The sequence below is a fragment of the Streptomyces sp. NPDC001135 genome (genome assembly GCF_053598395.1).
The window spans coordinates 96,579-119,528 of sequence record NZ_JBSFKD010000014.1 but is presented as its reverse complement, the minus strand read 5'-3'; the positions used below and the strand labels follow the sequence as shown (position 1 = coordinate 119,528).

Sequence of the window (22,950 nt, the reverse complement as noted above, 5' to 3'; positions counted from 1 at the left end):
CGGCACACAGGCGCCATGATGCAGGGGCACCGTCACGACCTCGATGGGACCCGCTCATGCGCGCCATTCCGCTCACCGTCACGGCCCTCGCCGCCGCCCTGCTGCTCACCGCTTGCGGCGGCGGTGGGAACAAGAGCGAGAGCAAGAACAGCTCGGCCTGCGAGATCGGCGGGGTCTCCGTGCAGATCGGGTCGGCGAGCGTCGCGCCGAAGGCCGGTGACACGGGCGAGATTCCCGTCAGCATCACCAACCAGAGCAAGCCCTGCACCCTGGACCACTTCGCGGGCGTCGCCCTGGACGCCGGCAGCGCCAAGACCAACGTGCCGGCCCTCAAGGGCGCGAAGGCCCAGAAGCTCAAGCTCGCCAAGGGCGACTCGGCGTCCTTCACCATCAGCTATGTGCGCGGCGACGCGGGCGGCAAGACCGGGGTGGACGCGAAGACCGTGACGATCAGCCTGCCGGGCTCCCCCACCGCCCGGAGCTTCCCCTGGTCCTACGGCCCCGTCGCGGCGCAGGCCGGCGGGAGCGGCCCGGACGCCTCCGTGAGCGCCTTCCAGCAGGTCGGCGACTGAGCACCACTCCAGCCCGGGCGGGGTGTCACTCCGGCGGGGCCGTGCCACTCCAGGCGGCGGTGTCACTCCAGGCGGGGCCGTGCCACTCCAGGCGGCGGCGGTGTCACTCCAGGCGGCGGCGGGTCCTGACCTCGGCGCGGTCCGCCGCCTGCGATCCCTCCGTCCACCCGGCCGCGTCGCTGACCCCGCGCAGCCGGGTCGTGGTGGTCTCGGGGAACATGCGCTCCAGCCGGTCGGTGACGGCCAGCTCCCGGGTGGCCAGGACCGGCAGCAGGTCCTGGGTGACCTGGGTCTCGGCAGCGGTCGCGAGCCGGTCGCCGACGCGATGGGCGTAGGCGGCCAGGAACGACTGCCGGAAGGTCTTGGTCCGCTTCCGTCCGCCGGCCCGCTGCGCGGCCTCCGCCTTCGTCATCGCGTGCGTGGCCTGCACCAGCAGCGAGGTGTAGAGCAGTTCGACGGCCTCCAGGTCCGCCTCGAAGCCGACGACCGTGGAGAAGCCCAGCGGTTCGTTCCACACCGCGCGGCAGTTGTTCGCGCCGGCCACGGCGTCGAGCAGGACCGCCTTGGCCTGTTCGTACGGCGGCTCGACGCCGATCCGGCAGGCACCGGGCGCGTCCGGCGCGGGTGCTCCGGCCGCGAGCAGCGCCTCGTCGACGCTGTGGCGGGCCATCAGCTCCTGCGCCTTGGCGCTGAGCGCCTCCGCCTCCTCCGGATACCCGGTCGCCTCGGCCTTGGCGAGCAGCGCGCGGATACGGGTGAGCATGCGGGAGGCGGCCGGGCCGGGGGCGGGGCGCGACTCCTCCTCCAGTGGCTCCAGGGCGGGCAGGCGCAGCAGCAGGCGGTACAGCTCCAGTGCGGTCGTGGCCCGCTCGAAGCGGTCGGTCTCGCGGGCGGGGTCCTGGGGCAGGTCCGCCAGCTGGGCGGCCCAGCGGCGCCCGCGCGGGCGGTCCCGCCCGGCCTGCGCGCGGATCAGCGCGGCGGCCCGGCGGACATGCGCGTCCTCCAGCTCGCGCCGCACCAGTCGTATGACGTCGGCGGGTTGCCAGCCGCGCCGCCAGGCCGTCGCGACGAACTCCTCGCCGCGGTGCGCGAGTTCGGTATCCGCGGCGGGGTCGGCGGCGAGCAGGGAGGCGCCGGTGTCGAGGCCGGTGTCGGTGTCGTCGTAGAGGGCGGCCCGGAAGGCCCGCTCGACGGTGCTGGCGGTGCTGGTCACGTCGTCGATCGTGCCATGCCCCACCGACACCGGGCCGAGGGTTGTCCACAGGCTGTGGACGACGGGATGGCGACGGGCGCCGGAGAGCGGTCGGGGCCGTCGGCGCACGAGGGGTGCGGGCGGCCCGGGCCGGGGTGGTCGCCGATGCGGTCAGGGTCGGACAGGCTGTCAACCGACGGTTGACAGTGCCCAGGGTGCAACCTACGGTTGACACATGGCCACGAACTCGAACATCACGGCATCCGTACGCCTCGACGACCTCATCGAGGCCATCAAGAAGACTCACTCCGAGCCCCTCGAGCAGCTCCAGGACGCGGTGATCGCCGCCGATCACCTCGGCGACGTGGCCGACCACCTGATCGGCCACTTCGTCGACCAGGCGCGCCGCTCCGGCGCCTCCTGGACCGAGATCGGCAGGAGCATGGGCGTGACCCGGCAGGCGGCGCAGAAGCGGTTCGTGCCGAAGGAGTCCGCCGACCTGGGTGCGGCCGACTTCAGCCGCTACACCACGCGCGCCCGGAACGTCGTCATGGCCTCGCACAACGAGGCACTGGCCGCCCGCAACCCCGAGGGCCGCCCCGCGCACCTGATCCTCGGGCTGCTGGCCGAGCCGGAGGGGCTGGCCGCGAAGGCGATCACCGAGCAGGGCGTCCTCCTGGACGCCGTACGCCAGGCGGCGACCGCAGCGCTCCCGCCCGCCGCGGACGAGGTCCCCGACCTCGTCCCCTACGGCCCCGACGCCAAGAAGGTCCTGGAGCTCACCTTCCGCGAGGCCCTCCGGCTCGGCCACAACTACATCGGCACCGAGCACATCCTGCTGGCCCTGCTGGAACACGAGAACGGCCGGGGCGTCCTCAGCGGCCTCGGCATCACCAAGGCGGCGGCCGAGGAGTACCTCGGCACGGTGCTGGCACTGCTGGCGGAGAAGCGCCAGGAACCCGCCCAGGAGCCCAAGGAGGACTGAAGCCGCAGGCCAGGGTCATTGTCAGTGCCGCCTGCCACACTCGCTCTCATGACCGACCGGTGGGCGCTCGCACCGGCCGAGGACGGAGGCGTGGACGTCGCCCCCCTCGGCCCGGACGGGCTGCCCGCCGGGCCGGTGCGGCGGGAGAGCGATCCCGCCGGGGCGGTGCGGAGCCGCCCGGAGGTGACGCGCTGGGTGTGGCGGTCCACCCCCGAGGTCTACCCGCGTCTGCTCGCCACGGGGGTGCGAGTGGAGCGCTGCTACGACATCGAGGACGCCGAGACACTCCTGCTGGGCCACGAGGGCCGGTACGGCGAGCCGCGCTCGGCCGCCGCCGCCCTGGCCCGCCTCCGGGGCGGCCCCGTGCCGCCCGACCCGCCCCAGCGCCCGGCCGAACCGGGCGCGCAGTCCCCGCTGTTCGAGCCCACCGGGATCCGGCTGCCCCTGACCGACCTCCTCGCGGTCTACGCCGAGCAGCTGAGGCGGCACGAGCGGACCGGCCACCCCGACCGGATGCGCCTGCTGACGGCCGCCGAGTCGGCCGGCCTGCTGGTGGCCGCCGAGATGAACCACGCGGGCCTCCCGTGGAGCGCCGAGGTCCACCGCGGCCTGCTGCACGAGCTGCTGGGCGAGCGGTACACGCGCGGCGGCGAGCCGCGCCGCCTCGCCGAGCTGGCCGACGAGGTGTCCGCCGCGTTCGGCCGCCGGGTGCGCCCCGACCTGCCCGCGGACGTCGTCAAGGCGTTCGCGCAGGCCGGGATCAAGGTGCGCTCGACCCGCCGCTGGGAGATCCAGTCCGTCGACCACCCGGCCGTGGAACCCCTGCTGGAGTACAAGAAGCTGTACCGCATCTGGGTGGCGCACGGCTGGTCCTGGCTGCAGGACTGGGTGCGCGAGGGCCGTTTCCGCCCCGAGTTCCTCGCCGGCGGCACGGTCACCGGACGCTGGGTGACCAATGGCGGGGGCGGACTGCAGATCCCCAAGGTGATCCGCCGGGCCGTGGTCGCCGACCCCGGCTGGCGGCTGGTGGTGGCCGACGCCGACCAGATGGAGCCGCGGGTACTCGCCGCCATCTCCCGCGACCCCGGGCTGATGGAGGTCGCCGGCCGCGAGAGCGACCTCTACCAGTCCGTGTCCGACCGCGCCTTCTCCGGCGACCGCGACCAGGCCAAGATCGCCGTACTCGGCGCGGTCTACGGCCAGACCTCGGGTGACGGCCTGAAGAACCTGGCCGCGCTGCGCCGCCGCTTCCCGAAGGCCGTCGCCTACGTCGACGAGGCGGCCCGCGCGGGCGAGGAGGGCCGGCTGGTGCGCACCTGGCTGGGCCGCACCTGCCCGCCGGCCGCCGGTTCCGGCGGGGACGCGGCCGAGGAGGCCGGCATCCCCGTCGGCGAGGACGAGGCCGAGCCCCAGGCCGACGGCCAGGCCCCCTTTGTCCCGGGGTACGCCTCCACCAACGCCCGCGCGCGGGGCCGCTTCGCGCGGAACTTCGTCGTCCAGGGCAGCGCCGCCGACTGGGCCCTGCTGATGCTCGCCGCGCTCCGCAGGTCCTGCGCGGACCTCAAGGCCGAACTGGTCTTCTTCCAGCACGACGAGGTGATCGTGCACTGCCCCGCCGACGAGGCCGGCACGGTCGTGCGGGCCATCCGTGACGCCGCCGACCTCGCCGGCCGGCTGACCTTCGGCGAGACCCCGGTGCGGTTCCCGTTCACGACGGCGGTGGTGGAGTGCTATGCCGACGCCAAGTGAGCGCCGCCGCGGCGCGCTTCGGTCGCTCCGCGAGAGTTGTGCACCAGCTCTCCGGTCACTCGGCGAGAAGTTCTCGCAGCTCCGTCACGACCTCCTGCTCGTCCGTGCCGTCCAGGGCCGCGAGTGCCGCGTGCCAGGCGTCGTGCGCCTCCGGGCGACGCCCCCGCGCGCGCAGCAGCAGTCCCTGCTGGTGCCGGGCCAGGCCGCCCATGTAGCGGTCGGCGCGGGCGTCGGCCCGGCTGAGCAGTTCGGCGCACTCGTGGCCCGCCCGCTCGGTCTCCCCCAGCTGCCGCAGGGCGCGGACCAGGCCCAGCCGGGTCTGGGACTCGCCGTGCCAGTCGCCGTGGCCGCCGAGGATGCGCAGGCTCTCCTCGAAGTGCCCTGCGGCGGCCCCCGGTTCGCCCAGGGTGAGGTGGGCGTATCCGATGTTGCAGTGCGCCGAGTGCTGCACGATGACCGCGCCGATCGCGTCCCCGATCGCCAGCGAGCGCCGGTGCTGCTCGATGGCGCCGCGCGGGTCGGTGTGCTCGTAGAGGTTGCCGAGGTGGCTGTGGGTGACGGCCTCCCCGTAGGGGTCGTTCAGCTGCCGGGAGTACGCGAGGCTCTGCCGCAGCGCCTCCCCGGACTCCGTGAACCGCCCGAGCCCCTCCAGCAGCAGCCCTCGGTTGTTCAGGCAGCGCCGGATCCGGGAGGCCACACCGAGCCGCCGCCAGATCTCCAGGGACTGGTCGGTGAGGGCGAGGGCGTCCTTCTGCCGACCGGCCAGGAAGTGCAGGCCCGCCAGGTCGCCCAGCGCGTACGCCTCGGCCGCCGCGTCCCCGAGCCGCCGCGCCGCCCCGAGCGCGGCCCGCCCCAGCACCTCCATCTCGGCGACCCGTCCGCCACGCTGGACATACGGGAAGAGCAGCCGTGCCAGCACCGAGAGAGAGGCGGCACGGTCCGTGTCGGGCGTGTCCGCGTTCCGTGACACCAGGGCGACGACGTTCTCCAGCTCCACCTCACCCCAGGCGAAGGCCTGTTCGGCGGACTCGAAGGGCGCCAGCCCGGCCAGGTCCGTCGCGTGTTCCGGGGGCTGCGCGGAGGTCGGCCGACGCCGGTCGTCCTGGTCGAGCCCGGGCTCCGCGATCGCCTGCAGCAGCCGCTCGGCCACGGCGGCGTACCAGCGCAGGGCGGTCAGGTCCGGGGCGGGGACCGGGAGGGGGCCGGACGCGGCGGCTGCATCGGCCGGGCCGGCGGTGTCCCGGTGCGGGCCGAGGCCGTCGTGCCCCGACTCGGTGCCGGACGGGCCCCCGGGCACCCTCGTGCCGGTGTCTTTCCCCGGCCCCCTCCCCGTGTCCTTCCCCATGTCCTTCCCCGTCTCGGCCAGTTCGCGGGCGAAGTCGCGGACCAGGTCGTGCGGGGCGTAGCGGCCGTACGCCGTCTCCTCCAGCAGGGCGACGTCGACCAGGCGGTCGAGGGCGGCCTCGGCGCGGCGCTCGTCGGTGCCGGTGAGGCGGGCGATCAGCGGGGCGCCGTAGGTCGGCAGGTCGAGCGCGCCGATGTGGCGCAGGGTGAGGGCCGCGTCCCGGTCGGCCTCGCGCTCGGCGGCGGCGAGCGCGTCGTGGGCGACGGCCAGGGAGCGCCGGACGCTGAGGTCGTCGTACTCCAGGTGCCGCAACCGGCCGCCGGTCTCGGCGAGTTGCCCCGCCAGCGCGTCCGGGGTGAGGGCGCGACGCGCGGCGAGCCGGGCGGCGACGACGCGCAGCGCCAGGGGGAGCCGGCCGGTCAGCTCGACCAGTGCGTGACCGGCGTGCAGCCCCTCACGTCCGCTCACGGCACGGAGCAGCGCCGCGCTGTCCTCGCCGGTCAGCGGGGCGAGCGGGAAGCGCCGGGCGCCGTCGAGGGCGGTCAGCGGCGAGCGGCTGGTGACGATCACCGCACAGCCCGGCCCGGCCGGCAGCAGGGGCCGCACCTGGGCCGCGCTCGCCGCGTCGTCCAGTACCAGCAGGATGCGGGCCGGGGCGAGCAGCGAGCGGAGCAGGGCGGCTGCCGCGTCCGGGTGTTCGGGGATACCGCGGGGCTCGACGCCCAGGTCCCGGAGCAGCGCGGCGAGCGCCTGCGCGGAGGGGAGCGGGGTCATCCCTGGGGTGGCGCCGTGCAGGTTGACGTACAGCTGGCCGTCGGGGAACCGTTCCCGCAACCCATGCGCGACATCCAGGGCGAGCGCGCTCTTGCCGACGCCCGCCATGCCGCTGATCACGGCGATGGCGGGAGCCGGAGCGGGCGGCTCGGTGAGCGCGTGCCACAGCTCGCGCCGGATCTCGCAACGACCGGTGAAATGGGCCGGCGGGGGCGGCAGTTGTGCCGGTCGTGGGGTCTGCCGGACTTCCGGCGCAGCACCGGGGCGCGGAGTCGGCACCGCACCCTCCTGCTCGGCGTCGGCGCCCCTGTCACGGCCGTGCTGGGGTGGTTGACGGACATCGCTCGCCACGCCCGGCCGGCGGGCGTCAGAGTCCTCGTCCGCACGCCGCTGTCCCTCGTCGCTCCCCCGCAACACCTCGACATGCGCCTCGCGGACCGCCGGGCCGGGTTCGATGCCGAGTTCCTCGACCAGACGGGCGCGCAGGTCACGGTGGACGGCGAGCGCCTCGGCCTGGCGGCCGGTGCGGTGCAGGGCGAGCATGAGCTGACGGTGGTACGCCTCGCGCAGCGGATGCTCGGCGACCAGCGCCGCCAGCTCCGGGACGATGCCAGCCAACCGTGCTCCGCCGAAAGCGAGTTCGGCGTCGTAGCGCCACTCCAGCAGGAGCAGCCGGGCCTCCTCCAGGCGCTGCACCAGGGCGTAACCGCCGAGGTCGGCGGGGAGCCCGCTGAGCGGGGTGCCGCGCCAGAGCGCGAGTCCGGCCGTGCAGGCCCGTACGACGCCCGGCCAGTCCCGCCGGGTGTGCGCGGCCCGCGCCTCGACGACCCGGGCGTCGAAGACGTGCACGTCCAACTCGCCGTGGTCGACGCGCAGTAGGTATCCCGGCGGTACGGCCCTGAGCCGGTCGGGGTCGTCCAGGAGCCGGCGCAGCCGGGTCACGTGGTTGTGCAGGGACGCCTGCGCGGAGACCGGCGGCGCGCCGCCCCACAGGGCGTCCTTCAGCGACTCCACCGACACGACCCGGCCGGGCTCCAGCAGCAACGCGGCGAGCAGCACGCGCACTTTGGGGCTGCCGATGGCACGGACGAGGCTGTCGGGGGTGCCGGGGTCCGGCTGGTGGGGGGAGGGGATCCGGGTGCCGTCGGGGCCGGGCTCGGGGGAAGCGGTTTCACCGGGGGCGGTGTCTCCCGGGGTGCCGGGGGCACTGTCTCCCGGGGTGCCGGGGGCGCTGTCTCCCGGGGTGCCGGGGACGCCGCGGCCGGCAGACCCGTCGGGGCCGCGAGAGGCGTCGGGGCCGTCGGTGGGGGGCTTGCCGTGCGGGGTGCCGTCGGCGGCAGGACCCTCGGGACGGGCGCCGGGAGGTTCGGTCGAGATTCCGAATGGCGGTCGGTCGTACAGGACCGGCGGTCCCAGCAGTCCGAACCGCAGCCCGTACCGCCGCATCACGCCGCTCCACTGCCTTCCCGCGCGGTCGGGACCGACCGTGCTTCGCGGCGAGCGTACGCCCGCCGATCCTTGGCGGAAATCCACCCTGTCCACAACGGTTTCCCGCCACCTTCTGTCTGCCGGTCCGGCCCCGGATCGGCCTGTCCGACGGCCTGTTTCCGGAAACCGTCGGCAAGTTCCAGCCAACGGGTCCTTGACCTGCCGACGAACCGTTGGCCACATGTTAGCGATCCGTTGGCGAATCCTGATGTGATCATCACCATCGGATCTGGCCCGACGGCGCGCGCGTATGTCGCGTAACTCGGGGGAGTGTCGCCGCAGGCTGGATCCGGGGACGCAAGGGGCCCCGGTCGGCGGAGGTGAACGCCCGGGGCCCCGTCCCGTTCCCTTGCCCACGGCCCTTTCCCTTGCCCACGGCCCGTTCGCGCCGTTCGGTCCACCGGCGGTGCCCCACAGCCCGGTTCCCTGACGGGCCGCTCCTCACACCACCGGCGGGCGCCCCAGCCGGGTCAGTCGCCACACCGTCCGCCAGCGCATGGGGCGGCGCTCGCCGGCCGGCTCCCGCAGCCCTTCCGTGAAACCGGCGAACCACGCCTTCAGCCCGGCCGGAGAGCGGGTGCGGGCCAGGGTGAGCAGTGTCCACACGCCGAGGTGCACGGGAACCAGCGGCAACGGCAGCCGGCGCCGGACGAGCCAGACGCGGTTGCGGGCGTTGACGCGGTAGTAGATGGCGTGCCGGGCCGGTGAGGTCTTGGGGTGCTGGAGCAGCAGCTCGGGAGCGTAGAGGATCTTCCAGCCGGCGTCGGCGGCGCGCCAGGCGAGGTCGGTCTCCTCGTGCGCGAAGAAGAACTCGGCGGGCCAGTCCCCCGTCTCGGCCAGCATCTCCATGCGCAGGGCGTGCCCGCCGCCGAGGAAGCCGGTGACGTAACCGCCGCGCATCGGATCCGACTTGCCCACACGGGGCACGTGCCGCTGCTGGGTCTCGCCGTGCTCGTCGGCGATGCGGAAGCCGACGATGCCGAGGCGCGGGTCGGCGGCGTACAGGTCCCGTACGCGGCGCAGCACGTCGGCGTCGACGAGCAGCCCGTCGTCGTCCAGTTCCACGACGACATCGACGTCGCCGTACTCCCGCAGCCGCGCAAGGGCGACGTTCCGGCCGCCCGGACAGCCGAGGTTCTCCTCCACGTCGATGGTGGTGACCTCGCCGGGCAGGGACAGCCGGCGGGCGAACTCGGGCAGCCGGCAGCCGTTGCCGACGACGACGACGCGGGCGGGGGCGAGGTCCTGCTTGGCCACGGACTCCAGCAGGGCGTCGACCTCGGCGGGCCGGTTGCCCATGGTCACCACGGCGACGGCGATCCTCGGCTCCACCACGTCACTCACCCCATCCGGCCGACGGCGGCACCGCCCCCTGAGCGCGCGGTGCCCGCCGTTCACCAAGATGTTGCCTCAGCTCCGCGGGTTCACCTGACCCCGATTCACTTTGCGGCCCTTTTGCTCCACATTCCTTCGCACGTCCGCTCCACGGCCCAGGCTGACGAGCCCGGCGGCAGATTCCACTCCCCCGCTTCACTCGCTTCGGCGCTGTCCGGCTGGGCGAAGGCGAAGACGAGGACGAGCAGGCTGCACTCCGGCCTCGGAGCAGCGTCCATCCCGGCCACCCTGGCCGTCCCGGCACTCACCCAAGAACGCAAAAGGCCAGGTCACGGGTTATGTGACCTGGCCTTTACCGGAGCCGCTTTCGGGATTCGAACCCGAGACCTACGCATTACGAGTGCGTTGCTCTGGCCATCTGAGCTAAAGCGGCGTGCCAGCCGCACCTATGGTGCGATCAGCGACGTCGGTAAGTCTACACAGTTTCCAGGGGTGCTTCGTACCAGCCCCGGAGCGGGTGGCTCCGGGGCCGGCGGGAGGGTTACGAGCAGCGCTTTCCCACGGTCGGCGGGGTGCCGTGGAGCAGATAGGTGTTGATCGCCGTGTCGATGCAGGTGCTGCCGCGGCCGTAGGCGGTGTGGCCGTCGCCGACGTAGGTCAGGAGGCGGGCCGAGGACAGCTGGCGGGACAGGGACCGCGCCCAGCGGTACGGGGTCGCCGGGTCGCGGGTGGTGCCGACGACCACGATCGGCGCCGCGCCCCCGGCCCGGATGCGGTGCGGCTCACCCGTGGCCTTCACCGGCCAGTACGTGCAGTTCAGCGACGCCCAGGCCAGGCCGGCGCCGAAGACCGGGGACGCCTTCTCGAAGGCGGGCAGCGCCTTCTCCACCTGGTCGGGACCGGTGAAGGCGGGCGGCAGGTCCAGGCAGTTCACGGCGGCATTGGCCATCATCAGGTTGCTGTAGTGGCCGTCGGCGTCACGTTCGTAGTAGCTGTCGGAGAGCGCGAGCAGGCCCGCCCCGTCGTTCTCCTTCATCGCGGAGGTCAGCGCCTCGCGCAACTGCTCCCACGTGCCCTGGTCGTACATCGCCGCGATCACCCCGGTGGTGGCCAGCGCCTCGCCGAGCTTGCGGCCGTCCGCGTCGCCCGCCGGGACGGGATGCGCGTCGAGCTTGCGGAAGAACGCCCTGAGGTGGTCCCCCACCTGCGCGGGTGTCGCGCCCTTGCCGCCGAGCGGGCAGTCGGAGTGCCGTACGCAGTCCTTCGCGAACGCCTGGAACGCCGTCTCGAAGCCGGCCGTCTGCTCCAGGTTCAGCGTCCGGGCATCCAGGGAGGGGTCCATCGCGCCGTCCAGGACGACCCGGCCCACCCGGCCGGGAAACAGCCCGGCGTACGTCGCCCCGAGGAACGTGCCGTACGACGCCCCCACGTAGTTCAGCTTCGGATCGCCCAGGGCCGCGCGCAGGAGGTCCATGTCCCGCGCCGCCTCGACGGTGGAGACGTGCCGCAGCAGCCGGGCCGAACGGGCCCCGCAGCTCTCCGCGAACTTCCTGTCCGCCGTGACCAGCGCGTTCCGCTCCTGCTGGTCGTCGGGTGTCATGTCCGTCTGCGTGTACGCATCCATCTGGTGGCCGCCGAGGCACTCGACGGGCTCGCTGCGGGCGACGCCCCGCGGGTCCACCGCGACCATGTCGTAACGCGCGCGGACGTCGGCCGGATAGCCGATGCCCGCATAGCTCTGCAGGTAGCCGACCGCCGAGCCGCCCGGACCGCCCGGGTTGACCAGCAGCGAACCGATCGGCCTGCCCTTGCCGGTGGCCTTCTTCCGGGCGACGGCGAGTCGGACGTCACCCGAGCCGGGCCTGGCGTAGTCCAGCGGGGCCTTCATGGTCGCGCACTGGAAGCCGGAGACACCGCAGCCGCGCCAGTGCAGCTTCTGGCCGTAGTACGGAGACAGTGCCGACGGTGTCGCGTGCGGCAGCGCGGCCAGCACCGCCTCCGTCGTACCGCCGGCCGAGGTGGTCGAGCTCCCGGAGGAGCAGGCGGACACGAGCAGGGCGACGGCCGCCAGGAGGGTGGCCGTGAGACGCGCCGTCGTCCGGGTGCGGAGGCCCCGGGTCCGGCGGGGAGATGACCTGAGGTGCATCAAGCGAGCGTAACGCTGAGCGACGGATCGGGAGCGGCACGTGGGGATTATGGCTCGTACGGGGGACATACCCGCACCTCCGAGGTGTCAGAGCGGTGCCAGAGCGCGTCAGAGGTGGTCAGAGCGGTGTCAGGGGTCCGGCCTCGTCCGGTCGGGCGGGGTCGCCCGAAGCGCCACGGGCCCCGGTGCTGCGGTCGGCCCTCAGCTCTGGGGCGACCCGTCCGCCATGTGCGGGGGTCAGCCCGCGCGCAGTGCCATCGTCATCGCCTCCACCGCCAGCAGCGGAGCCACATTGCGGTCGAGGGCCTCGCGGCACGCGGCGATCGCCTCGATGCGGCGGAGCGTGGACTCCGGGGTGCTGCCGCGCGCCAGCCGCTCCAGGGCGTCCCCGGCGTCGGCGTTGGCGATCGCCACCCGGGAGCCGAGCTGGAGGGCGAGGACGTCGCGGTAGAAGGCGGTGAGATCCCCGAGGGCGACATCGAGGCTGTCGCGCTGCGTGCGGGTTCTGCGTCGCTTCTGCATGTCCTCCAGATCCTTCATCACCCCCGCCGTGCCACGCGGCAGCCGGCCCCCCTGGACCGCGCCGAGCGCCGCCTTCAGCTCCTCGGCCTCCTTGCCGTCCATCTCCTCGGCGAGTTGCTTGGCGTCCTCGGCGGCCGCGTCGACCAGTTCCTGGGCGGCCTTGAGGCAGGCGCCGACCTCGTCCAGACGCAGCGGCAGCTTGAGGACGGCCGCGCGGCGCTCACGGGCCGCCGCGTCGGTGGCGAGGCGCCGGGCCCGGTCGACATGCCCCTGGGTGGCGCGGGCGGCGGCCGCCGCGACCCCGGGATCGATGCCGTCACGCCGTACGAGCATGTCGGCGACCGCGTCCACGGACGGTGTGCGCAGGTTCAGGTGGCGGCAGCGGGACCGGATCGTCGGCAGGACGTCCTCGATGGAGGGGGCGCACAGCAGCCAGACCGTGCGCGGGGCGGGCTCCTCCACCGCCTTCAGGACGGCGTTGGCCGACTTCTCGTTCAGCCGCTCGGCGTCGTCGACCAGGATGATCTGCCAGCGGCCGTTGGCCGGGGAGGTGAACGACTTGCGGACCGTGTCACGCATGTCCTTCACGAGGATCTCGGAGCCCACGGCGGCCACCGTGGTGACGTCCGCGTGCGTGCCGAGCAGCGCGGTGTGGCAGCCGTCGCAGAATCCGCAGCCGGGGGAGCCGCCGAGGGCGCGGTCGGGGCTCACGCACTGCAGGGCCGCGGCGAAGGCCCTCGCCGTCTGGTTCCGGCCGGCTCCGGGCGGGCCCGTGAACAGCCAGGCGTGCGTCATCTTCGACGCCTCGGGCAGCGGCTCGTCGGCCGCGGCGGCCGTGACGAGGGCGTCGGCGTCCCGCGCGGCCGCGTCGAGCACCGCGCTCACCTTCTCCTGCCCGACGAGGTCGTCCCATACGGTCATGGGTCACGCCGCCCTTCCGTCACACTCCGCTTTCCTGCCCTCCATTGTGCGGGTGGGCACTGACAACGCGGACGGTGATCGGCGCGGTGTGGAAGGGCGGCGCCGACCGCTGTTCCGATCGGCACCGCCCCGAGCCCGTGGCCGCCGGGGGCCGCTCGTCAGCCGCGTCGGCCCCGGCCCCTGCGCCCCTGCTCCTCGTCACGTTCGCCGGGGTTCCGCTCGTCGTACGAGCCCAGCAGTTCGTCCGCCAGCGACGGCAGGTCGTCCAGCGGGGTCTCCTCGGCCCAGTCGGGCCGCGGCCGGCGGCGAGGGGAGCCGTCGGCGTCGATCTGGGGCATCTCGCGCGTACGGTCCTCGGAGCCGTCGGGACCCGCGGCGGGCCGCTCGTCGCGGAAGAAGCCGGACGGCACCCGGTCCACCGGTGCGTCCCCCCGCACGGGCGGCAGCACGGCCGTCTCGTCCGCCGCACCCGGGACCCGCGGCAGGACGGTCGTCTCGTCCGCCGCACCCTGCGCCACCGGCGGCAGCACCGTCGTCTCGTCCGCCGCGCCCGGGACCGCCGGCGGCTGCGGCAGCTCGGCCGTGACCTCCGCTTCGGAGCGGGGCTCGGCCGGACCGGCCGCGTCCCGCCGCCCGTCGGCCCGGCCCCGGCCGTCCCGTTCGTCCCGCACGGGACGCAGCACCGTCGTCTCCTCCGTGCCCGCCTCGCGCGTGACCGGCTCACCCGCTCCTCCCGCGGGGACCGCCGGCGTCGGGACCGTCTCCTCGGTGCCGCGCGTCCCCGGCGACACCGCCGGGGTGGGAACCGTCACCGCGTCGGAAGCCACGCCCGGCACGGTCGGCAGGGGTGTGCTGGACCGGCGGGCCGCCGTGTCGGCAGCCGCCGCTGCCTCGGCCGCCTGCCGACGGGCCTCCTCGGCACGCAGCAGCGCCTCCTCGGCCTTGCGCTGCTTCTCCAGGCGCCGCGCCTCCTCCTCGGCACGCAGCCGGGCCTCCTCCTCGGCCTGCTTGCGGCGCCGCTCCTCCTCGGCCCTGCGGCGAGCCTCCTCCTCGGCGCGGGCCTTCTCCTCGGCGAGCAGCCGCTGCCGCTCCTCCTCCGCGCGCCGGGCCGCTTCCGCCGCCCGCTGCCGGGCCTCCTCCGCCTGCCGTTCGGCCTCGCGGCGCTGCGCCTCCTCCAGCTCGCGGCGCTTGCGCTCCTCCTCCTCGGCGCGCAGCCGGGCCAGCTCCTCCTGGCGCTCGCGCTCCAGGCGCTCTTCCTCGGCCTTGCGCGCGGCCTCTTCCTCGGCCTTGCGGCGAGCCTCCTCCTCGGCCTTCTTCCGCGCCTCCTCCTGGGCCTTGATCTCGGCCTCGGACAGCGGCAGCACGGTGTCGAGCCGGTGCCGGATGACGGTGGTGACGGCCTCCGGCTCCTGGCCGGCGTCCACGACCAGGTAGCGGCCGGGGTCGGAGGCGGCCAGGGTGAGGAAACCGGACCTCACGCGCGCGTGGAACTCCGCCGGCTCCGACTCCAGCCGGTCCGGCGCCTCGGTGAACCGCTCGCGGGCGGCCTCCGGCGAGACGTCCAGCAGGACGGTCAGGTGCGGGACGAGCCCGTTGGTCGCCCAGCGGTTGATGCGGGCGATCTCGGTCGGGGACAGGTCACGCCCGGCGCCCTGGTAGGCGACGGAGGAGTCGATGTAGCGGTCGGAGATCACGACCGCGCCGCGCTCCAGGGCGGGGCGTACGACCGTGTCGACGTGCTCGGCGCGGTCGGCGGCGTACAGCAGCGCCTCCGCGCGGTGCGACAGACCCGCCGAGGACACGTCCAGCAGGATCGAGCGCAGCCGCTTGCCGACGGGCGTGGCCCCCGGCTCGCGGGTCAGCACGACCTCGTGGCCCTTGGCGCGGATCCACTCGGCCAGTGCCTCGGCCTGGGTGGACTTGCCGGCGCCGTCACCGCCCTCCAGGGCGATGAAGAACCCGTTCGCCGCCGGTGTCTCGACCGGGTCGTCGCCACCGAGCAGCGCGTCCTTGAGGTCCTGGCGCAGCGGGATGCCGGAGCGGTCGTCGACCTTGGCGAGCACCAGCGCCGCCACCGGCAGCAGCAGGGCGCCGACCAGCATCAGTGTGAAGGAGGCACCGCCGTGCGCGAAGACGAACCTGCCGTCCTCCATCCGGTGGCGGCCGATGAGCCCGGCGACCACCGGTGCGATCAGCGCGCCCAGCGCTATGAAGACCCGGACGACCGCGTGCAGGTGCTCGGTGACACGCGCCCGGCGGTAGTCCTCGGTCTCCTGGTCGAGCAGGGCGTGCCCGGTGTTCGCGGCCACGCCCGCGGTGACGCCGGCCAGCGTGACGATCAGCAGCACCGTGGTGACGTCGGGGACCAGCCCGGCGGCCAGCAGGGCGATACCGGTGAAGGCGATCGCGAGGGCGAGCAGCCGACGGCGCGAGAGCGAGGGCAGCAGCGCGGGGGCCGTACGGATGCCGACGGCGACACCGCCGGTCAGGCCCAGTACCAGCAGGCCGTACAGGACCGGGCCGCCGCCCAGGTCGGTGGCGTGCAGCACGCACACCGACACGGCCGCCGCGATGGCTCCGGCGACCGCGGCGCAGGCCGGGACGAGCAGCGGGATCACGCCCGTACGGCCCTTGTCGACACCGGTGCCGGTGCGCGGGCGGCGCAGGCCCTCCAGCGGGGACCGCGCGCGGGGGGTGCGCGTGTCGGGCAGCTCCAGGAAGGTCAGCACGGACAGGGAGGCGGCGAACAGGCCGGCCGCCACGTACGAGGCGAGGGCCGCGTGGTGCTGGTCGAACCAGGCCACGCCCGTGCCCAGCAGGTTGTTGAACAGGCCGGCGACGACCAGCGCGGCGGCGGCCAGCGGGACGGACAGGAAGCCGGTGCGCAGCGAGAGGCGGCGCAGGGCGTCCATGTGGTCCGGCAGCGGCCGTACGGTGGCGCCCTCCGGGGGCGGGCCGGGCAGCAGGGCCGGGGCCGCGCTCTCCCGGCACACCGTCCACAGGCGCTCGGCGACGCCGGTGACGAAGGCGGTGACCAGGACGACGGCCAGGGCGTTGTCCGGCGTCCAGTCGATCCACAGGGGGGCGACGATCAGCAGGGCGGCGCGCACACCGTCGGCGCCGACCATGGTCCAGCGACGGTCGAGCGGCCCCTCCTGGGCGGTGAGCGTGGTCAGCGGGCCGAGGAGGACCGCGCCGAACAGCAGCGCGGCGAGGACACGCGCGGCGAAGACCGTCGCCACTGCGAACGCCACGCCGCGGTATCCACCGCCGAACGCGCCCTGGGTGATCGCCGCCTGGAGCGTGAGGACGACCAGGACGAAGAGTGCCAGGCTGTCGCCGACACCGCTCACCAGCTGCGCGCTCCACAGGCGCCGCAGCTGCGGTCGGCGCAGCAGGGAACGGACGGCGCGCTCGCGGGAGTCCGCGACCAGGGCGTCGTCCGGGGCTGTGGTGGGGGCCGTTGGCTGCTCGGCTCGCGTCATGCGTTCAGCCTATCCGCAGCCACCGACACCACACCTCGCCTGTCCTGGCATGCGCACGCCCCGACACCAAAGTGATGCCGGAGCGTTCGCTGCGCGAAGCCGGGAGCCACCGACCACGGTCACTCCTGCGCGCCGGAGGCCGTGGCCGCCCACGCGGCAAGCCACGGGTCACCCGCGCCGAAGCCGCCGACCCCCGGAGCCGCCGCCCCCTGCGCCGGATGCCGACACTGCCGACAGGGAAGCCCCCCATACGGAAGCCACGGGCCCTCCGCGCCCGAAGCCACCAGCCCCCTATGCGGAAACCGCCGGCCCCTTCCGGAGCCGGCGGTTGCCCGTACCGGTGCTGTCAGTCCTCCGTGCCGGAAGCCGTCGCCTTCGAAGCCGTCGCCTTCTTGGCGGTCGTCTTCTTCGCGGTGGTCTTCTTCGCGGCCGCGGTCGTCTTCTTCGCCGCCGTCTTCTTGGCGGCGGTCTTCTTCGCCGGGGCCGTCTTCTTGGCTGCGGCCTTCTTCGCGGTCTTCTTGGCGGGCCCCTTCGCGCGCTTCTCGGCAAGCAGTTCGAAGCCGCGCTCAGGAGTGATCGTTTCGACGCTGTCACCCGAGCGAAGGGTCGCGTTGGTCTCCCCGTCGGTGACGTACGGGCCGAAGCGGCCGTCCTTGACCACGACCGGCTTGCCGGAGACCGGGTCCTCGCCCAGCTCCTTCAGCGGCGGCTTGGCGGCCGCGCGACCCCGCTGCTTGGGCTGGGCGTAGATCGCCAGCGCCTCTTCCAGCGTGATCGTGAAGAGCTGCTCCTCGGACTGCAGCGAACGCGAGTCCGTGCCCTTCTTCAGGTACGGGCCGTAGCGGCCGTTCTGCGCGGTGATCTCCTGACCCTCGGCGTCCGTGCCGACGACGCGCGGCAGCGACATCAGCTTCAGCGCGTCCTCCAGCGTCACCGTGTCGAGCGACATCGACTTGAAGAGCGAGGCCGTACGCGGCTTGACCGCGTTCTTGCCAGTCTTCGGGGTGCCCTCGGGGAGGATCTCCGTGACGTACGGGCCGTAGCGGCCGGCCTTGGCGACGATCTGGTGACCCGTCTGCGGGTCCGTCCCCAGCTCGAAGTCGCCGCTCGGCTTGGCCAGCAGTTCCTCGGCCAGCTCGACGCTCAGCTCGTCCGGCGCCAGGTCGTCGGGGATGTCGGCGCGCTGGTGCTGCTCGGTGTCCTTCTCGCCCCGCTCGATGTACGGGCCGTAGCGGCCGACGCGGAGGACGATGTCGTTGCCCACCGGGAACGACGACACCTCGCGCGCGTCGATCGCGCCCAGGTCGGTCACCAGCTCCTTGAGGCCGCCGAGGTGGTCCCCGTCGCCGTTGCCGGCGTCGGCCGCGCCACCCGTGACCGTGCCTTCGCCGAAGTAGAAGCGCTTCAGCCACGGCACGGCCTTCGCCTCGCCGGCCGCGATGCGGTCGAGGTCGTCCTCCATCTTGGCGGTGAAGTCGTAGTCGACGAGCCGCCCGAAGTGCTTCTCCAGGAGGTTGACGACGGCGAAGGACAGGAAGGACGGGACGAGGGCCGTGCCCTTCTTGAAGACGTAGCCGCGGTCGAGGATCGTCCCGATGATCGACGCGTACGTCGACGGGCGGCCGATCTCGCGCTCTTCCAGCTCCTTGACGAGCGAGGCCTCGGTGTAACGGGCCGGGGGCTTGGTGGCGTGCCCGTCGACCGTGATCTCCTCGGCGCTGAGGGCGTCACCCTCGTTGACCTGCGGCAGCCGGCGCTCGCGGTCGTCCAGCTCGGCGTTCGGGTCGTCGGCGCCCTCCACGTAGGCCTTCAGGAAGCCGTGGAAGGTGATCGTCTTGCCGGAGGCACTGAACTCGACGTCCCGGCCGTCGGCGGCGGCGCCGCCGATCTTCACGGTGACGGAGTTACCCGTGGCGTCCTTCATCTGGGAGGCGACGGTCCGCTTCCAGATCAGCTCGTAGAGCTTGAACTGGTCACCGGTCAGGCCGGTCTCGGCGGGCGTGCGGAAACGATCACCCGAGGGGCGGATCGCCTCGTGCGCCTCCTGCGCGTTCTTGACCTTCGCCGCGTACGTGCGCGGCTGCGGGGGCAGGTAGTCGGCGCCGTACAGCTGCGTGACCTGGGCGCGGGCCGCCGCGATCGCCGTGTCGCTCAGCGTCGTGGAGTCCGTACGCATGTACGTGATGTAGCCGTTCTCGTACAGCTTCTGCGCGACCTGCATGGTGGCCTTCGCGCCGAAGCCGAGCTTGCGGCTGGCCTCCTGCTGCAGCGTCGTCGTACGGAACGGGGCGTACGGCGAGCGGCGGTACGGCTTGGACTCGACGGAGCGCACGGAGAAGCGGGTGTTCTCCAGGGCGGCGGCGAGGGCGCGGGCCGTCGCCTCGTCGAGGTGGAGGGTGTTCGCGCTCTTGAGCTGCCCCAGGGAGTCGAAGTCGCGGCCCTGCGCGACCCGCCTGCCGTCGACGGTCTGCAGGCGGGCGACCAGCGACGACGGGTCCGACGGATCTCCCGCGCGGCCGGTCGCGAAGGTGCCCGTCAGGTCCCAGTACTCAGCGGAACGGAAAGCGATGCGCTCGCGTTCCCGCTCGACCACGAGACGGGTCGCGACGGACTGCACGCGGCCGGCCGACAGCCGGGGCATGACCTTCTTCCACAGGACCGGCGAGACCTCGTAGCCGTAGAGGCGGTCGAGGATGCGGCGGGTCTCCTGGGCGTCGACCAGCTTCTGGTTGAGCTGGCGCGGGTTGGCGACGGCCTCGCGGATCGCGTCCTTGGTGATCTCGTGGAAGACCATCCGCTTGACGGGGATCTTCGGCTTGAGGACCTCCTGGAGGTGCCAGGCGATCGCCTCGCCCTCCCGGTCCTCATCGGTGGCGAGGAAGAGCTCGTCGGAATCCTTCAGAAGGTCCTTGAGCTTCTTGACCTGCGCCTTCTTGTCGGCGTTGATCACATAGATCGGCTGGAAGTCATGGTCGACGTCCACACCGAGGCGGCGCACCTCGCCGGTGTACTTCTCGGGCACCTCGGCGGCGCCGTTGGGGAGGTCGCGGATGTGCCCGACGCTCGCTTCGACGACGTAGCCGGGGCCGAGGTAGCCCTTGATCGTCTTCGCCTTGGCAGGCGACTCGACGATGACGAGTCGGCGGCCGCCCTGTGCGGTCTCGCTGGTCGGGGACAACTTCGCTCTTCTCTCCGGTCGACGCTGTGGCCTCCCCAGGCCTTGGTCCCGGGGTCGCGGCGTGCTTCTGGCTCATGTGATGCTGCGGAGTGTGACGGTACATCCCGCCCCCGTGTCAAACGGGAAAAGCCCACAACGGCCACTCGAACGGTAACCCGACTACCGCCATTCCTGCCGCCCGGAGTACCGGGTACCCCGCTGAGGCATGTCCGGAGCGTGACGCTCCCCTTACTCCTGCGGCGCTCTCGGTACCGGGTACCCACCGACGTCAGAGGCGGATCAGGCAGTACACACCGAGGGCCAGCGCGACCGTCCCGGCCACGCTCGCGAGGGCGGCCGATGCGATCTGGTTCACACCGTGGGCCACCGGCTCGCGGCGCCTGAGGCGCGTGCCGGTCCAGGCCAGCAGGGCACCGCCGAACAGGGCGAACACCATGCCCGTGAAGATCGCCGGCCCGTTCTCCATCCCCCGCCCACCTCTTCCGTGCCGTCCGACTCCGCCCAGCGCCGGAGACTGGCACGCACGGGAGAAGAACGGGCGACACCGGGGTGAACGGAGGATCAACGCGATGCCGAACGCATGCTCGAACGCCACCGCCCCGGGCGGGCCCTCCGTATTTTTCCGGCCGTTTTCCCGGTACCGGCACGTCCCGGCCCTCTGCACCCGGTCCGCTCCGGCCCGTGCCACCGGCATACGACGATGATCCGGACGCCGCCCCCAAGGCGTCCCGGAACACCTACGACCACCCGGGCACCCGCCCTACCTCAGCCGCACCAGCCACCGTGGCCCCAGCGCACCAAGCCGGTCACCCGGCCCGCCGTCCGCCGAACCGGCCCGCCTCGCCCACCGCGCGCCCAGCCGCCCACCGAGCCGGTCGCCGCGGCCCGCCGGTGCGGCCCGGCCGCGCCCGCCCGGCTCGGTCAGTTCGCCGACTCGGCCAGTTCGCCGCTTTGTCAGTTCGCCGGTTCGAGGAAGCCCTGTTCCACCAGGAGCCGGATCTGCGCGGGCGTCCGGTCGCGGAGTACCACCGGGTCCTCGTCCATGAGCTGGGCGATGGCGTCCAGGATGCGGCCCGCGCTCAGCGTGCCGTCGCACACGCCCGCGAACCCCGCGCCGATCGTGTCCACCTTCGTGGCCCGGCGCATGCCGCGGTGCTGGCGCAGCACCACGTGCTCCGGGTCCTCGGCGCCGGGCATCCCGACCTGCTCCTGGACCACTTCGGCAGCGAGCTTGAAGTGGCCGGCGAGCAGCGCCGCGTCGTCGTGCTCCCGGAGGTAGTCGAGTCGCTCGAAGTGCGCCCGGATCGTGTCCCCGAGGGGCTGCTCGACCGGGTGCGGCCACTCCTCCACGGTGATCGAGGGCTCCGCCGCCCCCGTCCTGCGCAGGGTGATCCACCCGAAGCCGACCGCCTTGACCTTGCGTGCCTCGAACTCGTCGAGCCAGGCGTCGTAGCGTGCCTGGTACTCCGCCGGGTCCCCGCGGTGGTCCCCGGAGTCCCTCAGCCACAGCTCGGCGTACTGCGTGACGTCCTGTGCCTCGCGCTGCACGATCCAGGCATCGCACCCGCGCGGCACCCACGACCTGAGTCTGTCCTGCCAGTCCTCCCCCGCGACGTGCTGCCAGTTGGCCAGGAACTGCGCGAACCCGCCCTCGTTCAGCCGTTCCCCCGCCTGCTGAACGAGCGAGCGGCACAGATCGTCCCCGCCCATGCCGCCGTCCCGGTACGTGAGGCGGGCACCGGGCGAGATCACGAAGGGCGGGTTGGAGACGATCAGGTCGAACGTCTCGTCGTCCCGGACCGGCTCGAAGAGCGAGCCCTCGCGCAGGTCGGCGGCGGGCGCGCCGGAGAGCGCGAGCGTGAGCGCGGTGATGTGCAGCGCGCGCGGGTTGAGGTCGGTCGCCGTCACGCGCGTGGCGTGCCGGGCGGCGTGCAGCGCCTGGATCCCGGAGCCGGTGCCCAGGTCCAGGGCGGAGGCGACGGGCGTGCGGACCGTGATGCCGGCGAGCGTCGTGGAGGCACCGCCGACGCCCAGCACGACGCCTTCCTCCCGCTGCCCGATGCCACCCGCCCCGCCCACCGCACAGCCGAGGTCGGAGACGATGAACCAGTCCTCGCCGCCGGGGCCGCCGTACGGCCGTACGTCCACGGTGGCGGCCACCTCGTCGGCGCCCACGCGCCTGAGCCACCCGGCCTCCAGGGCCTCCTCGGCCGGCAGAACGGCCGCCACGCGCGCGTGGGGCACCGGTTGCTGGAGCAGGAAGAGCCGTACGAGCGTCTCCAGCGGCGTGTCGCCGCGGGTCGCCCTCAGGGCGGGCACGGTCTCACTGCGCGCCAGCGCCGCGTACGCGGGAGCGCCGAGCAGGTCGAGCAGCCCGTCGGCGGTGAAGGAGGCGCCGAGCAGGGCGTCCCGCAGCCGGGCGGCGACATCGAGTCGGTCGGTGGAGGGCAGGGGGGAGGAGGTGGCGTTGGTCACGCCACCATTGTGGCCCGTGGCGGGCGGCTCAGCCGTTGGCCGGCGACGGTGAGGCGGAGGTCTTCGTGCAGCCGGACTGCTTGGTCACCGCCTGGTTGACGTCGCCCTTCTCCAGGTTCTGCAGGGCGGTGATGGCGCCGTCGTACTGCGCCGCCACGGCCTTCATCCGCTCCGAGAGGTCGCCCAGACCGGAGGCGAACTTCGTCTGGTCCTTGGTGTCGAGCCCGTCCACCCGCTTCTTCAGATCGGCATACGCCGCGGACAGGGCCGTGAGCTTCTTGACGGCGTCCTGCTGCTTCGCCGCGCCGCCGTCGACGCCGGGAGGCGCCCCCGCGCCGGAAAGGCTGGCCGCGCGCGCCTTGAAGCCGTCGGCCAGGTCCTGGAAGGCCTGGGAGTCGGTCTTCTGGACGTCCTTGGGCGGACCGTCCTTGGCGACCTTCGCCAGCGCGTCGAAGGCCCCCGAGATCTTCGCCTGCTGCGCCGGCAGCGGGTCGCACACCGTCTTGGCCCAGGCCACGAGCTTGGGGTCGGGCCCCTTGTCACCGCCGCCACCACCGCTGCTGCTGCATCCCGACAGCGCCGCTACCAGTACCGAACCGCCGGACAGTGCGGCCACGAGCTTCTTGTTCACCGGATTGGCCCCTTCCATGGCTCTCGGCCCACGGACCCTACACGGCGGACGCACACCCTCCGCACCCCGAACGCCCTCCGAGGCGCCCTTTGTGACTCTTTGCACCATGCGAGAGAAGGCTCACCACGTGGGCGAGCCCACAGCCGCCCGCC

At 73.5% G+C, this 22,950-nt stretch carries 13 protein-coding genes and 1 tRNA gene; 3 read left to right on the top strand and 11 right to left on the bottom strand.

Going from position 1 to position 22,950, the window contains the following annotated elements; translation table 11 throughout:
* The first annotated feature begins 56 nt into the window (after positions 1-56).
* Positions 57-572, top strand: coding sequence for a DUF4232 domain-containing protein (locus ACWC94_RS19010; RefSeq protein ID WP_450797791.1), 516 nt, complete (start codon positions 57-59; stop codon positions 570-572).
* Positions 573-675: 103 nt separating this feature from the next.
* Here the strand turns inward: ACWC94_RS19010 and ACWC94_RS19005 are convergent, their stop codons facing one another.
* Positions 676-1,785 (bottom strand): DUF2786 domain-containing protein, encoded by a 1,110-nt coding sequence (locus ACWC94_RS19005; RefSeq protein ID WP_450797790.1) that lies wholly within the window; start codon positions 1,783-1,785, stop codon positions 676-678.
* Positions 1,786-1,999: 214 nt separating this feature from the next.
* On the opposite strand from ACWC94_RS19005, the gene ACWC94_RS19000 reads away from it, so the two are divergent.
* Positions 2,000-2,749, top strand: coding sequence for a Clp protease N-terminal domain-containing protein (locus tag ACWC94_RS19000; protein ID WP_450797789.1), 750 nt, complete (start codon positions 2,000-2,002; stop codon positions 2,747-2,749).
* A 48-nt stretch (positions 2,750-2,797) separates the two neighbouring features.
* Positions 2,798-4,498 (top strand): bifunctional 3'-5' exonuclease/DNA polymerase, encoded by a 1,701-nt coding sequence (locus tag ACWC94_RS18995; protein ID WP_450797788.1) that lies wholly within the window; start codon positions 2,798-2,800, stop codon positions 4,496-4,498.
* 55 nt (positions 4,499-4,553) lie between these two features.
* Here ACWC94_RS18995 and ACWC94_RS18990 read toward each other — a convergent pair whose 3' ends face one another.
* The 10 genes from ACWC94_RS18990 to ACWC94_RS18945 all read right to left on the bottom strand — a co-directional run bounded on the left by ACWC94_RS18990 (position 4,554) and on the right by ACWC94_RS18945 (position 22,816).
* A complete protein-coding gene (locus ACWC94_RS18990; protein WP_450797787.1) occupies positions 4,554-8,063 on the bottom strand; it encodes a BTAD domain-containing putative transcriptional regulator in 3,510 nt (1,169 codons plus the stop codon).
* A gap of 483 nt (positions 8,064-8,546) precedes the next feature.
* Positions 8,547-9,440 carry a glycosyltransferase family 2 protein gene (locus ACWC94_RS18985; RefSeq protein WP_450797786.1) on the bottom strand — a complete coding sequence of 298 codons (894 nt, stop codon included), beginning with the start codon at positions 9,438-9,440 and terminating at the stop codon, positions 8,547-8,549.
* A 359-nt stretch (positions 9,441-9,799) separates the two neighbouring features.
* Positions 9,800-9,873 (bottom strand) — tRNA-Thr (locus ACWC94_RS18980).
* Between the two features lie 108 nt (positions 9,874-9,981).
* On the bottom strand, positions 9,982-11,586 hold the full coding sequence (locus ACWC94_RS18975; protein ID WP_450797785.1) for an alpha/beta hydrolase: 1,605 nt from the start codon (positions 11,584-11,586) through the stop codon (positions 9,982-9,984).
* Positions 11,587-11,823: 237 nt separating this feature from the next.
* The gene (locus ACWC94_RS18970; RefSeq protein ID WP_450797784.1) at positions 11,824-13,029 is read right to left on the bottom strand and encodes a DNA polymerase III subunit delta'; all 1,206 of its coding nucleotides are present in this window, start codon (positions 13,027-13,029) and stop codon (positions 11,824-11,826) included.
* A 158-nt stretch (positions 13,030-13,187) separates the two neighbouring features.
* Positions 13,188-16,514 carry a dTMP kinase gene (gene tmk / locus ACWC94_RS18965; protein WP_450797783.1) on the bottom strand — a complete coding sequence of 1,109 codons (3,327 nt, stop codon included), beginning with the start codon at positions 16,512-16,514 and terminating at the stop codon, positions 13,188-13,190.
* Between the two features lie 346 nt (positions 16,515-16,860).
* Positions 16,861-19,692: a type I DNA topoisomerase gene (topA, locus tag ACWC94_RS18960; protein ID WP_450797782.1), complete on the bottom strand. Its 2,832-nt coding sequence runs from the start codon at positions 19,690-19,692 to the stop codon at positions 16,861-16,863.
* Between the two features lie 268 nt (positions 19,693-19,960).
* Positions 19,961-20,158 carry a hypothetical protein gene (locus tag ACWC94_RS18955; RefSeq protein WP_450797781.1) on the bottom strand — a complete coding sequence of 66 codons (198 nt, stop codon included), beginning with the start codon at positions 20,156-20,158 and terminating at the stop codon, positions 19,961-19,963.
* Positions 20,159-20,646: 488 nt separating this feature from the next.
* Positions 20,647-22,167, bottom strand: a complete 1,521-nt coding sequence (locus ACWC94_RS18950; RefSeq protein ID WP_450797780.1) for a DUF7059 domain-containing protein — start codon at positions 22,165-22,167, stop codon at positions 20,647-20,649.
* A gap of 28 nt (positions 22,168-22,195) precedes the next feature.
* A complete protein-coding gene (locus tag ACWC94_RS18945; RefSeq protein ID WP_450797779.1) occupies positions 22,196-22,816 on the bottom strand; it encodes a small secreted protein in 621 nt (206 codons plus the stop codon).
* Positions 22,817-22,950 lie beyond the last annotated feature (134 nt).